Below are 16,295 nucleotides of genomic sequence, written 5' to 3'. Positions count from 1 at the left end.
TTCTTTGTGCCGTTTGCACGACATCCGCCGGCATTCTGCCGGCTCGGGCCCCTTGACAACATTTTTTCCGAGAGACACGAGCGAAGCGCTCTACGTTTGCTGCTGCCTTCCCTGGCGTGGGGTACCAGCATGGAGAGGGCGTCTTCCAGATGGAGGATATGTGAGTACACAAGCGAGTGGTCCGACACCAGACCACATCATGCAGACTGGTCTCGCGTTCTGGGCGTCGAAGACGCTTCTGAGCGCGGTTGAGATGGGAGTCTTTACCGAGCTGGCCGACGGCCCGGGGGAGTTCGACGACCTGAGCGGAAGGCTTGGCCTTCATCCTCGTTCCGCGCGGGATTTCCTCGATACCCTGGTCGCCCTCGGCTTCCTGCAGCGCACCGGCGACATCTATTGCAACACGCCGGAGACGGACCTGTTCCTCGATCGCCGAAAACCGAGTTACCGAGGAGGCATCCTTGAGATGGCCAACTCCCGGCTCTATGGGTTCTGGAATCACCTGACTGAGGCGCTCATGACGGGCCTGCAACAGAACGAAGCCAGGAATGGCTCCATGGCACCTACGTTCGAGGCACTGTATGCGGACCCCGCCCGATTGCGGGGATTTCTCGCGGCAATGTCGGGCATAAGCCACGGAGCAAACATCGCAATTGCGAAGCAGGCGCCGTGGGCGAAGTACATGAGCTTCGCAGACCTGGGAACAGCACAGGGCGATCTCGCGGTACAGATCGCACTTGCGAATCCACATCTGAAGGGCATCGGGTTCGATCTTGCCGAATGTGGTCCTATCTTCGAGGAGTACGTTGCGGCCAACAAGGTAAGCGCTCGCGTGAGATTTCAGCCCGGCAATTTCTTCAAAGATCCGGTGCCGCAGGTGGATGTCATCACGATGGGACACATTCTTCACGACTGGAATCTTGAAGAGAAGAAGATGCTGGTGAAGAAGACGTTCGATGCCCTGACGCCGGGAGGCGCTCTGGTGGTCTACGACTCCATCATCGACGATGACAGATCGCAGAACTCCTTCGGTCTGATGATGAGCCTTAACATGCTGATCGAGACCCAGGGTGGCTTCGATTACACGGGAGCCGAGTGCATCGGCTGGATGAAAGAGGCTGGCTTCCGCGAAGCCTACGTCGAACACCTCGTGGGACCGGACTCCATGGTAGTTGGAATCAAGTAGCCGTTCCAGGTTCTCATCGCGAGCGTAGACTGGTGCCGATCTCGGTTGGCTCTGGTGCTCGCGATGAGACTTGCCCCGACACGGAAGAACATCCGCTTTTACCAGCGGCGAATGCGCCAGGCGCGCATGGTCGCACGTGCGCTTCAGTCGAAGCACCATCCTGTGCTCGCGCACATTATCCCCATGCGACGCTGCAACCTGTCGTGCGCCTACTGTAACGAGTACGACAAGGTCTCGGCTCCGGTATCAACGCAGGAGATGTTGCGCCGCATCGATCTGCTTGCACGCCTTGGGACGCAGATCATCACCATCAGCGGAGGCGAGCCTCTGCTGCATCCCGATCTCGACGAGATTCTTCGCGCGATTCGTTCGCATGACATCATCGCCACCATCATCACGAACGGATACCTGCTCACCCCAGAGAGGATCGAGCGACTAAACAAAGCGGGCCTGGAGCATCTGCAGATCTCGATCGACAACGTGAACCCCGATGATGTCTCGAAGAAGAGCCTGAAGGTTCTCGATAAAAAGCTCGAGTGGCTGAAGGAGCATGGCGACTTCGATATCAATATCAACTCCGTGCTGGGCGGCGGAATTGCTCATCCCGAAGACGCTCTGACGATCACGCGCCGCGCCCTCGATCTGGGGTTCGAGACGACGGTCGGCGTCATCCACGATCATGGCGGACAACTGCAACCTCTCAGGGGCGAGGAGCGAAGAGTCTACGATCAGATTCTCTCCGAACGACGGCCGGGCCTCTTCGCATTCGCTTACGACAATCTCTTTCACAAAAACCTGACGATGGGGCAGCCGAACGAATGGCAGTGCGGAGCCGGCAGCCGTTACCTCTACATCTGCGAAGACGGCCTCGTTCACTACTGCTCGCAGCAGCGCGGGTATCCGGCGATCCCTCTCGAGAAGTACACCGTGGAGGACATCGATCGCGAGTATTCGACGAAGAAGCCCTGCGCTCCTTTTTGCACGGTATCGTGCGTGCACCGTGTCGCCATGCTCGACATGATCCGCAACGATCCACGTGACTCCCTCTTCCGTCTCTTCCCTCCTCTAACACCCGGCGGCCCGCCCTCGTATCCGCCTATCGTGCGTGCACTCAGCTCGATCTTTCTTCCTGAACCGAACGGCAAGCCGCCCGGCCTTGCGCGTCGTCTTACGACCGGCATGGCCATGCGCGCCTTCGGCCTGAAGAGGACGGATAAGAGTCCCTTGCGCGACAACCTATAGATACTTGTAGCTGGCAAGGAAGACGATAAGTGCCGTGACCGCGCCCAGCAGCACATCGAGCGCGTAGTGGTACCGTCCAACGACCGCCCCTAACGAGATCAGGATAGCGATCACGAGAAAGATCAATCCGATCCATGGAGCGTAGTACAGCAGAGTAAACGCGATGGCAAAGGCAGAGGCGACGTGCGCGCTCGGAAAAGAGATGGCGTGGATGCTGCCGTGGTGGAGTATCCAACCGTTGAAGAGGCGGCCCTTGTTTGCCTTCTTCAGCGGTTCCTTCGCAGCTGGCTGATCACCGGTAACCGAGCGCGGAGGAAACGCGGGGACCAGCGGCGTGATTGCATAACAAAGATAGGTCGACACCAGCAGCACCAGCCAGAAACCATCGACCTTAGCGCGCAATCCGGCAAGGTAGACTGCCGCCAAAGCCAAAGGCACGAGTGGATAGCAGGAGAGATATGCCATCTCCAGAATGAAGCCGACGGAGTTGCGCTCCGTGCCCGACTTCGCTGCGATACCGGGCAGCAACCATCGATCGAAGGCCATCAGACGATCTTGAATCTGCGGGTTCGGTTTAAGAAAGAACTGCCCCGTCTGCCAATATGGCACCAGGAACAACGTGACCGTAAGGCCGTCGAGAAGAATGAGAAACTGTTCCGGCGAAAGATACGAAGCGCACAGATGGACAAGTGCGACGGCCACAACTGCGAACGCCGCGAGCCCCGTAACGATCCACCGCCGTCGCAAAGGGAGTGGACGTGAGGTAAATCCCGTAGCCCATGCGGCGATGGAAAAGACTACGGCAAAGCCGATTTGTATCCACTCGGAGGTCCGCAACGCAGGGTACTCCCTGATTCGATCTGGTCGACAGGTCCCGTGATGCGATCATTATCCCTTGTCTTCAGCAGGATAGGAACATCATCTTGCGGCTAAGTCCTGCGGATGCCCTCTTTAAACGCGGACTCGAATATTTTCATCTCCTCTCAAGATTTCCAACAAATCTTCTTCCCCTGAGAAAACTGTTAATCGACAGGGGTCCAACGCCACCGATTACGAGTGCAACGAGGCAAGCGAGGTACAACAGATCGCATTCGTAGCCGGGTGGTCCGAACTGCGCACCTGCAGCCGTAACGGCCTTCAGCTTGATCGAGCTGAAACCATACGGGAGATGCACGGTGAAGATAGCTGTCAGCAGAACGGCCGCCATCGGCACACTGGCAGCCGTCACGAAAGCTCCAACAAGAACCGCTAGTCCGCCGAATATCTCGGTCAGTAACGTGAGCCACGCCATCAGGTGCGGAAGGGGCACGCTCATCGCATGAAGAATTTCTGCGAAGGCGTCCGGACCTCTGCCCAGCTTGGCAAAGCCGTGCTGCATAAATCCCAGCCCGACCATCAGGCGCAATGGAATGGGCGCCCATCGCATCAAATGAAGTCTATTTTCGTTCATCGACTTATTGGAGTGCCGCACCTGAGGGTCGGTCACATCCTTCCCGTCGAAGGACCTGGGGCGGCGGCCCGACTGAAATCTCTCGTCTTGTCAGACAGCAGGGCTCGCCATCGCTACTGAACCACTTGGCGAGCCTGCATTGTCTTGCGCCGGCTTGAGGAACCGATGGGCAGAATCATCGGCACGCGGCGCCGATACTCCGCATACTCTCCATGAGCTCGAACCAGATCGCGCTCCTCAAATTGAATCGCTATCAGAATGTAGGCGGTCGTCGCGAGGGCGAAGACAAGATGCGCGATCGTCATTACGGGCGCAGACCAGAACACCATCAGCCAACCAACGTACAGCGGATGCCGCACCAGCCGGTAAGGCCCGGGCGTCCCGAAGGCGAGCTGCGTATAGGGCCGGCCTGTCAGATATAGCCATACCTGGCGTAGTCCGAACAGATCGAAGTGGTTGATGAGAAAGGTCGTCACCAGCACTGTCAGCCATCCCAGGCCATACAGAGCAATTAACGCCGCCCATGCGGAGATGCTTTCAACGCGCCATACAACGCCGCCCATTGGCTGCCACTTCCAGAACAGCAACAGCAACGCGAGGCTTGAAAACAGGACATAGGTGCTGCGCTCGACGGGCATGGGCACAAACCTCGTCCATGCCTTCTTGAACCACGGCCGCGCCATCACGCTGTGCTGAACCGCAAATAGACCCAGCAGCCCAAGATTGATTGCCAACGCGTACAGAAACGGCATCTGCGGACCGGAGTCAATCGACTTCGGAACCCAGAAGTTTCCTAGAAAGCCAATCGCGTAGAGAAATGACGCCAGGAAGGCGAGATAGCAAACAACACCATAAAGAAACGCTGTGATTCGACCGAACATATCTACTCCTTCACCTTTAGAGAATCTCCGGGCTGAAACACGAAGTCGGCAGACGAGCCATGCAGGAACGGGCGACGTTGTCCCATATCGATCGAGACGGGAAAGACGAACTCCCCGAGAAAGGCAAGAGCGCATAAGCCACCGCAGATCCCGAGATAGCAGGCGGTGCCCAACAAAAACCCATGGCCGCGATTCAGCATGTCTCTTTCAACTCCTCCTGTCGGTCGCATTCCGGGAAGCGGAACGCTGCCTGCAAACAGCTTCGGATGCATTCATTACGCGCTATCCAAAGCGTCGCCGTCCTTTGGCGGGACTGAGTTTTTTCTGCTATTTTTCTGACAGAGTGACCATCGACTCGACGAATATCGTCTACGAGTTTGGTCCCTTCCGCCTGGAGCTGAATGAGCACCGGCTACTCCGCGAGGGCCACTCCATTCCCCTCACCGGCAAGGCATTCGACACGCTACGTGTTTTGCTGGAGCGGCACGGAACCCTCGTCTCAAAACAGGACCTCATGACTGCGGTGTGGCCTTCCACGCAAGTGGAAGAGAACAATCTGGATCGCAACATCTCGGCACTTCGCAAGGCACTGGGCGGACAGGCAAGCGGCAAACCCTTCATCGAAACAGTTCCTCGCGCCGGCTACCGTTTTATCGCTCCGGTCGCGGGCATTCCTCTCACGGCCATGAACCGTCGTGCTGAGGATCGCGCCAAGGAGATGTCACCACGGCAGGAGATCCGCTTCTGCCTGACGCCGGATAATGTGCGCATCGCGTACGCCACGGTTGGCTCCGGTCACCCGATCGTGCGAGTCGCAAATTGCTTCAATCACCTCGACTTTGAGTGGGGCAGCCCCATCTGGCGTCACTGGGTCAGAGATCTCGCGAAGGGACACAGCATCGTGCGCTACGATGGGCGCGGGAATGGGCTCTCCGAACGCGACGTCGAAGACTTTTCGCTCGCAGCCTGGGTTCAGGATCTCGAGACCGTCGTCGACGCTGCCGGTCTCGACACCTTTGCCTTGATGGGACACTCGCAGGGCAGCGCTGTTGCCATCGTATACGCCGTCCGCCATCCGGAGCGCGTCAGCCACCTCATCCTGTGTGGCGCGTACTCTCGCGGAGCATGCCACCGCGAAAAACCCGACTTACTGGAAGCACGCCGCGCACTCGAAAAACTGGTCGAACTTAATTTCGGTGAGAGCAATCCATCTTTCTTCCAGCTCGTGACCAGTTTCTATATTCCGGAAGGAGCCACACCCGAAGAGCAGGACTGGTTCAAAGATCTGCAGCTCATCTCCGTCTCGTCCGCGAATCTCGTGAAGTTTATGCGGGCCTGCGATGAGATCGATGTGCGTGCGCTGCTACCGAAGGTGTCTGTACCGACGATCGTCTTTCACAGCGATGGCGATCGCGTGGCGCCGCCCGAAGAAGGCCGCATCGTCGCCACCGAGATCTCCAATGCCAGATTCGTCCCGCTCTCGAGCGGCAACCACTTCCTTCTCTCTGAAGAGCCCGCTTGGAAGAGTTTTCGGGAAGAGCTTGCTTCCTTCCTCAAATCGACAGACCTCTCCCGCACGGGAACCTGAACCACCGACTCTTGCAGACAGATTTCGACCCCGCAAGCCCCTCATCCGGACCGGTCGATTATCCTTGTCTCTGGCACAAGTCATGACCGAACCCACCAGCACCGCCCCCGAGCCCACCGTCGCCACCATCGCCTCGCTCTCGCAGCACGAAGGCCAGACCGTCACCCTGCGTGGCTGGCTCTACAACATCCGATCCTCGGGCAAGCTTTTGTTCCCCACCTTCCGCGACGGCACCGGCACCATCCAGGGCATCGTCCCCAAGGCGGCCGTGTCCGAGGAGGTCTTCGAGACCCTCAAGAACCTCCAGCTTGAGTCCTCCCTCACCGTCACCGGCAAGGTCCGGGCCGACTCTCGCGCCCCCTCAGGCTACGAGCTCGACGTCGAGAACATCCACGTCATCTCCGCCGTCTCCCCGAACGAGCCCTTCCCCATCACGCTCAAGGAGCATGGCGTCGACTTCCTCATGGAGCATCGCCACCTCTGGCTGCGCACCCCGCGCCAGTCCGCGATCCTGCGGGTCCGCGCCACCATCATGCGCGCGGCCTCTGAGTACTTCGACACCAACGGCTTCATCCGCACCGACCCGCCGATCTTGACCCCGAATGCGTGCGAGGGCACCAGCGAGCTCTTCGAGATGGACTACTTCGACGACGGCAAGGCCTACCTCACGCAGTCCGGTCAGCTCTACATCGAAGCCACCGCACTCGCCCTCGGCAAGGTCTACAGCTTCGGCCCCACCTTCCGCGCGGAGAAGTCGAAGACTCGCCGCCACCTCACCGAGTTCTGGATGATTGAACCCGAGGTCGCACACCTCGAGCTCGACGGCCTGCTCGAGCTGGCAGAAAACTTCATCTCGCACATCGTCATGCGCGTGCTCGAACAGCACCGCGCCGACCTGAAGGTCATCGGCCGCGATGTCTCCAAGCTAGAAACCATCAAGGCTCCCTTCCCTCGCGTCAGCTACGATGAGGCCCACGCCATGCTCGAAGACGCCTTCGCCAAGGGCCTCATCGAGAACCGCCACAAGGAAGGCGATGACTTCGGCAGCCCCGACGAGACCTACATCTCCTCGCAGTTCGACCGCCCCGTCATGATCCACCGCTACCCCGCGGCCATCAAGGCCTTCTACATGCAGCCCGACCCCGCCGACCCCACCAAGGCTCTATGCGTCGACGTCCTCGCCCCCGAGGGCTACGGCGAGATCATCGGCGGCTCCCAGCGCGTCGACAGCTACGACCTGCTCAAGCAGCGCATCGACGACCACAACCTCCCGCTGGCCGCCTTCCAGTGGTACCTCGACCTGCGCAAATACGGCAGCGTCCCCCACGCCGGCTTCGGCATGGGAATCGAACGAGCCGTAGCCTGGATCTGCGGCCTCGACCACGTCCGCGAAACCATCCCCTTCGCCAGAACTCTGAACCGTATTTATCCATAAGAACAGCAGTATGCTCGGCCATCGCGTTTTAGAACTAAGCGAAATTCGACGGGTTGACAAAAAGCAAGAGCAATCAATCCTGTATTTTGATGACAATTATCTAGCCTAACCTCTGCTACCATTCCGATGAATAAGTCGCAAAGCGGAGTTGCAGAACGTGGGAATGAACAAGTTCGTTCGGGGCACTTTTGTCTCGTTTTTCTGTCTGGGTTTTTCGGTTTTGCTCGGGTGCGGTGGCTCTCAGTTTACGGGTTCTCTTACGGGGCGTGATGGTGGTGATGGAACCGGGCCTCAACCAGCGAAAGGTCAGGCTCAGGTCACTTCGCTTAGCCCAAGCACAATCGCGGCTGCGGCCCCTTCTTTCACACTCACCGTAACCGGCTTAAACTTCGTGCCCACGACCACTGTTATGTGGGACACCACGCCCCTGACGACGACCTACGTCTCCTCGACGGTTCTGCAGGCACAGGTTCCCACCGCTTTGCTGGGTATACCTGGTAGTACTGAATCGATCACTCCTTCTCCGGTCGGAACATTCAACTACGGAGTGAACTTCGCGATTACAGCACCACAGCTGGATGGTAATAAATCCTTCACCGTCTCCAAGAGTGCAGTTCAGGCCAACGACATGGTCTGGTCTCCCTCCGATTCTCGGTTTTATCTTGCGGTGTCAAGCAGAGATACAAGCAAGCCAAACACAGTCACATCTCTCGATCCGCAGAGTGGTCTGTTCGGCTCCTCGATACCGACGGGAAGTAATCCGGCCAAGCTTGCCATATCCGCAGATGGAGCCTATCTCTATGCCAGCTTGAATGACTCCTCCGCTGTCCAGCGATATACTTTGCCGGCTTTGCAGTCCGACATCACTATTCCGCTGGGGGTAGGCTCCTCTCCGAACTACTTTGCAAGCGATTTGCAGGTTCAGCCAACAAATTCTCATGCACTCGCTGTCGCGCGAATGGCTTCCAATACGAATTATCCCGATCAAGGAGATGTCGTCATCTACGACGACACAACTCCTCGTGCACAAACAACCTCTTCCCCCACGAACCTCAAAATCAATGAGCTCCTTTGGAACACCAACGGACAAAATCTGTATGGCATCACCTCCATCGCCGCAATAAACCTATACATTATGTCGGTCGACAGCACTGGACTTCAGATAAAGACGAGTCCGGGAATTACCGCCTCTCTCAACGGAGGTCTCCACTTCGACTCGCCCACCGGGTATATCTACAGTGACGACGGCATTGTTCTTGATCCTCAAAATGCTGGTCTCGTCGCCAATTTTCCGCTAGGTGCTTTGCAGAGTGGATTAAACTCTGGTTCGCTTATGATTCCAGACAGCAAGCTGAATACTGCATATTTTCTTGGTCGTACGATCGATGGTCCCGGACCGGGCAACTATGTGATCGAGGCATTCGACCTTACCCATTTCAATCTTTTAGGCACCGCTTCCATTCCAAATGTATCGGGAACTCCCTACAGATTCGTTCGTTGGGGAAGCAATGGCCTCGCTTTTCTGACCACTGACTCCAACGGCACGGGTGCAGCTGGAGGTGTCTATTTAGTCAGCGGAGACTTCGTCACTTCTCCTGCACCCTAAGAACCACCAACCGTCGGGTGCCGGGTGCCCCATTCATGCAGTCTTATCGCATGAGTGGGCATTCGCGCCAAGCGCGAATCGCTCTTCAAAGCCTGTAAGAAATCGCACCCTCGAGTCCCCGCCGGAAAGTCCTTAGGCTGCACAAGAGCAAACTCCCACCTAAAACCTCGATCGAACCTGACCACGACCCCTTGAACTTCACCCATGCCGCTAAGCGCCGCAATATCAATGGGCCTGAGGTCAACGCCTTCCCTCTGCGTCACGATTCATACTTTTCAACACCCCACCCTAGGCATCTCCGCGCCGAAGAGAGTAATTTATCTCTGCACGCAACTACCTCGGATGAGGCACTCGGCAGCCTTCAACCCTTCTCTCAGGTTCCGGACTCACTCAAGAGCGACCGAACCATACCACCTGCCGCGTGCACGCCGTAAACCTCCACCTCCACCCACATTCTTGAGGTGAACATCATGGCAGACCAAGTCTCGTACATTCCCAAGGACTACAACTCCATCACGCCTTACCTGGTCGTCAGGGGCGCGTCGCAAGCCATCGATTACTACAAGAAGGTCTTCGGAGCCACCGAAATCATGCGTATGCCCGGCCCCGACGGCACGATCGGTCACGCCGAGCTCAAAATCGGCAACTCGCACATCATGCTGGCCGACGAAAATCCCAGCATGGGCGCGGGATATACCAGCGCCGCCACCATCGGTGGCAGCCCGGTGAGCCTCTACGTCTACCTCCCCGATGTCGACGACGTCGTGAAGCGCGCAACCGCAGAGGGCGCGAAGCTCCTCAAGCCGGTTCAGGATCAGTTCTATGGAGACCGCTCCGGCTTCATCCAGGATCCCTTCGGACACCTGTGGGGCGTCGCCACCCATATCGAAGATGTAGCACCCAAGGACATGGAAGAACGCATGAAGAAGTTCACGCAGGCAGCATAGCTCGATGCGGCAGGAGGCAGAGCAGCCACGCCCTGCCTCCGCCGGGTGCCCCATTCCTGTGAGGAGCGCTGATTCACCACGCGATGCGAGCACCGATCGAGCATTTGTAAGCGGGTCCAGAAAGCGAAAACAGCGCCGAGTCCCCGGAACGGCGGAATATTTCGTGCGAAGGGCAGCAACTCTTGTAACAGGCAAGCGCGTTTGAACCTGGTGACGGTTCATCTCTCGTAGAAGGCAGTTCACACTTGCGATCACGCCTTCGCTGCATGACTTGTATCATTTTTCTTCTGTTCCCCATCCTGCTCAGCAGCTGCTCTGATTCCGGGAATGCCGTTGCCTATATTGCCCCACCGCCGACGCCTCAGTGGGTCGTCGGCTGGGGGAGCTTTGCCGCAGAATGCATTGACAACATCAACGAATGAGGGAGGCAGCGAGCAGAGCTTCCGCTCATCGTTGTGCCCACCATCGGCGGCAACCGGGAGCGGGTGCGCTTCTCCAATTATTTCGGCGCCACAGCCATCACTATTGGCTCAGCGCGCCTAGCTATCGCCTCAGGCTCAGGTCCGGCAATTGATGGCGCACACGATGCGTCGCTCACCTTTTCCGGCAACCAATCGGTGACGATTCAGCCGAACCAGGAGGTGTATTCCGATCCTGTAGACATCACCTATACCTACGGCCAAAAGCTTGCCGTCTCCGTTTACATGCAGGGCTCGTTTCCAGCCTTGACGGAGCATGACTCGGAATCCGGAACGAGCTTCACAACCGCTGTTGGAGCGGGCAATACAACGAATGACTCCGCTGGCGCTTCTTTCACGGCGACCACCACGGAATGGTTCTTGATCACAAACGTGGACGTCTACGGGGAGTACGACGGCACGGTGGCCGTCTTCGGAAGCTCGTCTGTTGATGGTCATAATTCCAACTTCGGAGATACAAATTCCTATCCCACGGGTAACGCTCCAGTCGCGGGGCAGGACCACGAACGTCCGTCCGACTGGTTGGGCAAGTCCCTGAATGCAGCAGGCATTCCTGTAGGTGTTCTCAACGCCGGCATCCTGGCCGACCCCGCAGGCCAAAATGCGACTAACGCCTCAGGCGGTCTTGTTGCCACAGCTGGCATCGACCGCATCGATCATGACGTTCTGCAGCAGCCCGGGATCAAGGCCGTCGTGATCTATATTGGCGGCATCGACCTGCATTCCGACTGTCTGCCGGCCACCACGGTTGCGGGAAGTCTCACCACCATCGTGGCGAAGGCACACGCTGCCGGGGTGCGGGTCATCCTGGCGACGCTTCCTCCTTCCGAGTACTGTGTAACAGGATCTCCACTGCCGTCGTCCGCCGATCCTTACGCCGGTGACATCAATCCGGGCCCGGAGAACCCTGGTTCGACGCAACGCAGGGCGCTGAATGCCTGGATCCGCATCGCCGGATCGCAACTTCCAGGGGTTGTTCCATTGCTGATTTCGACGCTGCGCTCGCTGATCCTGCTCACCCTGACTTCATGATTCCGAACCTGAACTCCGGAGATAACTTTCACCCCAACGGGACTGGATATGGTGTGCAGAACAGTGCGATTGATATAACGGCAATCCTGGGAAAGTAGATTCGGCAGGATAGCTACATGCGGCAGCGATCTGTGGGGCTTGAAAGGCACTCCGGTTAGAATCTGTGACGGGTGGCCCATACATCAAACTCACACTTCGGATGCTGGGTGTCCCATTCATGCAGTCTCATCGCATGAGTGGGACATTCGCGCAAAAAGCGTGAGCCGCTTTTGCGCTGATCCCCCAAAAACATGACAAACCGCCCGCAAAAGCGTCTCATAGTGTTGGAGCACTTGCACCACCGGAGCAAACCATGGCAATGAACGACTACCGCATGAATAGCTACAACAGCTACCCCACCACCATCGACGTCCCCCGCGAGGAGACCACCTCGCTGCTGGCCAAGGTGCTCGGCATTACCTCGCTCGGCTTCTTCATTACTGCCGTCGGTGTGGCTACCTCGCCCCCATGGGGAACTCTGCCCGGCCTGATCATCGTCCTGGGCCTCGTCTTCGCCATCAGCTTCGCCCGCAAGGCCAGCCCTGCCCTCGCGCTTGGACTCTTCCTCACCCTCACCTACTTCATGGGCTGGGAGATCGGCCCGCTCATCCAGCGCTACATCCGCACCTTCGGCACCGGCATGGTCTTCAACGCCGCCGCCACCACCGGCGCCGGTATGGCCGTCATGGGCTGCGTCGCCTATCTCTTCAACATCAATTATCGCCGCATCGCCGGAATCGGCTTTGCCGCGCTGCTGCTGCTGATCATCGCCGGAATCGCCAGCATGTTCTTCCACTTCCTCACGCCGGACACCTACTCCTGGCTCACCCTCGGTGTCTTTACCCTGCTCACCGTGGGCGACTTCGCCCGCATCCGCGCCGGCGGAGACGGCCGCTCTGCCGTCTCGCTCTCCCTCTCCATCTATCTGGACGCCATCAACATCTTCCTCGCCGTGCTTCAGCTGATGGGCGGCCGCCGCAGAAACTAAGACGGGCGCATGGGCGGCATCGGACTCACGCTGAGCACGGTGCCGTCCCGTGAGTCTTCCTGTCTCGGGGCTCGAGGTGAATCCATTTTTCGCTTTGAGACGATTTCCTCAAACCCGCCTCAAAGTGTCATGCTGAAGACATGAAGCGTGAAACCTTGCTACGAACCTTCGCGGGATTGCTCCTGACCTGTTGCCTGACGACAACACATGCGGAGGAGAGGGGCTACTGGCGAGCGGCAAGCTCATCGGCCCGAAATATTACCGGCGACCTCACAGTCGCCGAAGAAAAGCTCACCATCAACTTCTACAGCACCACGATGTCCCGCATCCGCGCCCTCGAAGCCGCAGAGGTCAGCGCCGTCTTCGATACGGATTCAAGCGCCGGAGGCACAGGGAGCCTCTATCGCCTGAACATCCCCGCCGCAAAAAAATTCCAGCACAAGAACAGTCTCTGCGGCTCTGAGAATGTCCAGTGGATGGCCGCTTACGCCGCGGGAAACTCCTTGCAGCTGGCCTTCTTCTCCGGAGATAAACCTCCTGTATTTACCTTCGACGCCATCGCGAGTTCAACGGACCGATGCGGCACATTTTCCTATGTAAGGTAAATCGGGTTGCCGAGTCCCTACTTCTGTTTCATCGCACGGACGACACTTTCCCTGTGAAACGATTTTCTCTTCCCACCACTTACCGAGGGAAACCTACTTTCCTCCGCGTAGCCGTCCTCAGCGCAATCCATTCAAAAATCAGCGAGTAAGCAGCGTCTGCACTGGTTGGCACGTCGATTGCATCTATGGAATGCATATGCAAACTCCGTAATCGGCGTGAGAAAGTAGGTAGCCATGGCGGCAACCGCAACATTTACCTGCGTTTGTGGGGTCCAGAAAAAGGTGAGCAACCACTGGATCCTCGCAAAATGCACTACAGCTCGTCTTGAACTGATGCCCTGGGACCACTACCTCGCTTTAGAGGATGACATCATTGTCCTTTGCGGCGAGAGATGTGCAACGGCCCTCCTAAGCCGCTGCCTGGGCGACTGGAAGCAAGCCGACTCCGTCAGTGTCGCGAATGAGCCCATGTTGGTGGGAGCGTAGCGGAGATACAGCCCTCCGAATTGTGGCGAGTGCCCGTCGGCCGTTTCTCTGGCACTCGCTTTCAAGGCACTACTCAAGGAGCCCTCGTCCTAGTATCGTGGTCTGTCATGTCCACTCGAACCACGCTTCTCGCCACCTTGATTCTGACGATTACGACCGCCGCCATCGCGCAAGCGCCTAACACCCTGACCGCGAAAGAAAAGGCTCAGGGCTGGCATCTGCTCTTCGATGGAAAGACTTCCAATGGCTGGCGCGGCGACCATAGCGCCACGTTCCCCACCACCGGCTGGGAGGTCAATGACGGCATGATCTCCGTCACCGAGCATGGCGGCGAAGAGGGAGGCAACGCCGGCGACATCATCACCACGCGCACGTACGCGAACTTCGAATTGGAGGTCGACTTTCGCATCACGCCCGGAGCCAACAGCGGCATCAAATACTTTGTCGATCCCGACCTGAACAAAGGCAAGGGCTCGGCTATCGGCTTCGAGTACCAGATCCTCGACGACGCCGTTCATCCCGACGCCAAGAAGGGCGCGAACGGCGACCGTACAATGGCCTCGCTCTACGACATGATTCCGGCGGCGAAGAATAAGCCGGTCCGTCCTATCGGCGAGTGGAATACCGCCCGCATCGTTATTCAAGGAGCCCACGGTGAGCACTGGCTGAATGGTGTGAAGGTGGTCGAGTACGATCGCTTCACCCCGCAGTTCCGCAAGATGGTCGCGGACAGCAAGTATCACGTGTGGCCTAACTTCGGCGAGGCCCACGATGGGTATATCCTGCTGCAGGACCACGGCTTTCCCGTCTCCTTCCGCAACGTCAAGATCCGCGAACTGCCGCCGGTGAAATAGCGAAATCATTGTTGAACGGTTAGGCCGGAGCTCCTGTATCTAGCTGGCGGAGCAATCGATGCACAAAGGCTCGCATCTAAACCTCGCATGGTAGACATCGATCTGATCGTCAAGCAACTTCGCGAGAACGGCCACACCGTTGAAGATGTTCACGTGGTGCCACCCGATGCCGGCGAATATGCATTCACCGTGGACGGCGAGGCCGTCAACCTTGAGGGGGCACGCCTCATTCTGGAGCGGGACGCAGCGAGGTCGCAGCGTCCCGCGTGATTCTCACGTCGACGCTTTCGCTTTAAAGACCGACGGCTATTTCCCAGGGTGTGGCCGTGTCCACCATCGGGCTTAATGGCAGTGCGAAACACCGCATCGAGATGAGCCGGGTCGAACTTCGCAATATCAGGTCGCAGCAGCGCGGCTAACGGTATCTTCTGTTCCCCAGGGACTCAATACGCATCTCGCCAGCTCATATGCCCCGCAGCTATTGAAGTGCGTATTGTCCTTCAGCTCCTCGGTCTGACCGAGAAGCCTTTTCGCCGGATAATAGAGTTGATTCACCGAGCAATCTAACAAATATTTTCCAATGGGAATGAAATCGGGAACTCTTGATTGCGCTTCCGGGCAAAGTAAGCTTGTTCTATGAATCCTCTTGTCTCCGTCTCGTGGTTGGCTGGCCGTCTCGATGATCCGCAAGTGGTTGTGCTCGACGCTACACTTCCCCCGGTGGGCGTGGTTCCTGCGGTCGACACGCGTGGGCGCTATCTCGAAGCCCACATTCCGGGAGCGGTCTTCTTCGATATCGATGAGCTTTCTGACCACTCCACCCCATTGCCGCACATGCTGCCCAATGAGGAAGAGTTCTCGCGGAAGATGGCGGAGATGGGGGTGGGAGATGGAATGACCCTCGTCGTGTATGAACAGGCCGGCGTCTTTTCGGCTCCGAGGGCATGGTGGATGCTGCGCGGCTTTGGCGTGCGCGAGGTTTATGTTCTCGATGGCGGACTGGAGGCATGGAGCAAGGCGGGGATGCGCGTAGAAGCAGGGCCAGTGCAACGCAGCAAGGCAGGCTTCACCGCCAGGCTCGATGCCGGAGGGGTGAAGGACTTCGAGCAGGTCCAGCAAAGGATTGCGGCCCGGGATCAGATTCTGGACGCGCGTTCGGCGGCCCGGTTTGCAGGCACTGCGCCGGAGCCCCGGCCCGGGATCAGCTCTGGTCACATGCCCGGCGCAACCTCGGTTCCATTCACAGAGCTGGTTGCCGACGGGCGCCTGAAGGACGCCGAGAGCTTACGCGAGATCTTCACGGCGAAGAGGGTCGACCTCGATAAGCCGATCACGACGACCTGCGGGTCGGGCGTAACAGCGGCCGTGATTGCACTGGGACTGGAGATTGCGGGGGCGAAGCAGGTCAGCCTTTACGACGGCTCGTGGGCCGAATATGCGCAAAAGCCAGAGGCCGTGATCGAGAAGGCACAGTAAC

The 16,295-nt window shown here is 58.1% G+C and carries 16 protein-coding genes; 12 read left to right on the top strand and 4 right to left on the bottom strand.

Annotation, left to right across the window (positions count from 1 at the left end; genetic code table 11):
• Positions 1-160: 160 nt before the first annotated feature.
• Together BDD14_RS17115 and BDD14_RS17110 are read left to right on the top strand one after the other, a co-directional pair.
• The gene (locus BDD14_RS17115; protein WP_207231761.1) at positions 161-1,186 is read left to right on the top strand and encodes a methyltransferase; all 1,026 of its coding nucleotides are present in this window, start codon (positions 161-163) and stop codon (positions 1,184-1,186) included.
• 63 nt (positions 1,187-1,249) lie between these two features.
• A complete protein-coding gene (locus BDD14_RS17110; RefSeq protein WP_207231760.1) occupies positions 1,250-2,428 on the top strand; it encodes a radical SAM protein in 1,179 nt (392 codons plus the stop codon).
• Here BDD14_RS17110 and BDD14_RS17105 read toward each other — a convergent pair.
• The 4 genes from BDD14_RS17105 to BDD14_RS31895 all read right to left on the bottom strand — a co-directional run bounded on the left by BDD14_RS17105 (position 2,423) and on the right by BDD14_RS31895 (position 5,031).
• Positions 2,423-3,265, bottom strand: coding sequence for a phosphatase PAP2 family protein (locus BDD14_RS17105; protein ID WP_130419861.1), 843 nt, complete (start codon positions 3,263-3,265; stop codon positions 2,423-2,425). The two genes, BDD14_RS17110 and BDD14_RS17105, sit on opposite strands and share 6 nt — an antisense overlap.
• A gap of 136 nt (positions 3,266-3,401) precedes the next feature.
• The gene (locus BDD14_RS17100; protein WP_130419860.1) at positions 3,402-3,878 is read right to left on the bottom strand and encodes a DoxX family protein; all 477 of its coding nucleotides are present in this window, start codon (positions 3,876-3,878) and stop codon (positions 3,402-3,404) included.
• 113 nt (positions 3,879-3,991) lie between these two features.
• Positions 3,992-4,759: a methanethiol S-methyltransferase gene (gene mddA, locus BDD14_RS17095; RefSeq protein ID WP_130419859.1), complete on the bottom strand. Its 768-nt coding sequence runs from the start codon at positions 4,757-4,759 to the stop codon at positions 3,992-3,994.
• 2 nt (positions 4,760-4,761) lie between these two features.
• Positions 4,762-5,031 (bottom strand): hypothetical protein, encoded by a 270-nt coding sequence (locus BDD14_RS31895; protein WP_165420118.1) that lies wholly within the window; start codon positions 5,029-5,031, stop codon positions 4,762-4,764.
• 71 nt (positions 5,032-5,102) lie between these two features.
• On the opposite strand from BDD14_RS31895, the gene BDD14_RS17090 reads away from it, so the two are divergent.
• The 10 genes from BDD14_RS17090 (at position 5,103) to sseA (ending at position 16,294) form a co-directional block, all read left to right on the top strand.
• Positions 5,103-6,347 (top strand): alpha/beta hydrolase, encoded by a 1,245-nt coding sequence (locus BDD14_RS17090; protein ID WP_165420117.1) that lies wholly within the window; start codon positions 5,103-5,105, stop codon positions 6,345-6,347.
• A gap of 82 nt (positions 6,348-6,429) precedes the next feature.
• A complete protein-coding gene (gene asnS, locus BDD14_RS17085) occupies positions 6,430-7,782 on the top strand; it encodes an asparagine--tRNA ligase (protein WP_130423265.1) in 1,353 nt (450 codons plus the stop codon).
• A gap of 163 nt (positions 7,783-7,945) precedes the next feature.
• On the top strand, positions 7,946-9,388 hold the full coding sequence (locus tag BDD14_RS17080; protein ID WP_130419857.1) for a YncE family protein: 1,443 nt from the start codon (positions 7,946-7,948) through the stop codon (positions 9,386-9,388).
• A 470-nt stretch (positions 9,389-9,858) separates the two neighbouring features.
• Positions 9,859-10,335, top strand: a complete 477-nt coding sequence (locus BDD14_RS17075) for a VOC family protein (RefSeq protein WP_130419856.1) — start codon at positions 9,859-9,861, stop codon at positions 10,333-10,335.
• Between the two features lie 455 nt (positions 10,336-10,790).
• Positions 10,791-11,846 carry a GDSL-type esterase/lipase family protein gene (locus tag BDD14_RS17070; protein ID WP_130419855.1) on the top strand — a complete coding sequence of 352 codons (1,056 nt, stop codon included), beginning with the start codon at positions 10,791-10,793 and terminating at the stop codon, positions 11,844-11,846.
• A 352-nt stretch (positions 11,847-12,198) separates the two neighbouring features.
• Positions 12,199-12,873, top strand: coding sequence for a Bax inhibitor-1/YccA family protein (locus BDD14_RS17065; protein ID WP_242618019.1), 675 nt, complete (start codon positions 12,199-12,201; stop codon positions 12,871-12,873).
• A 140-nt stretch (positions 12,874-13,013) separates the two neighbouring features.
• Entirely contained in the window at positions 13,014-13,478 is a 465-nt protein-coding gene (locus BDD14_RS17060; protein WP_242618018.1) for a hypothetical protein, read from the top strand.
• Between the two features lie 593 nt (positions 13,479-14,071).
• Positions 14,072-14,818, top strand: a complete 747-nt coding sequence (locus BDD14_RS17055; protein ID WP_130419854.1) for a 3-keto-disaccharide hydrolase — start codon at positions 14,072-14,074, stop codon at positions 14,816-14,818.
• Positions 14,819-14,905: 87 nt separating this feature from the next.
• Complete coding sequence (locus tag BDD14_RS17050) at positions 14,906-15,088, top strand: hypothetical protein (RefSeq protein ID WP_130419853.1); 183 nt, start codon at positions 14,906-14,908, stop codon at positions 15,086-15,088.
• A gap of 366 nt (positions 15,089-15,454) precedes the next feature.
• Positions 15,455-16,294, top strand: coding sequence for a 3-mercaptopyruvate sulfurtransferase (sseA, locus tag BDD14_RS17045; RefSeq protein WP_130419852.1), 840 nt, complete (start codon positions 15,455-15,457; stop codon positions 16,292-16,294).
• Position 16,295 lies beyond the last annotated feature (1 nt).

It is taken from the genome of Edaphobacter modestus (genome assembly GCF_004217555.1).
In the GTDB taxonomy this organism is placed as follows: domain Bacteria; phylum Acidobacteriota; class Terriglobia; order Terriglobales; family Acidobacteriaceae; genus Edaphobacter; species Edaphobacter modestus.
Note: the sequence above shows the minus strand (reverse complement) of the source record. Positions and strands in the feature narration are given on the sequence as shown.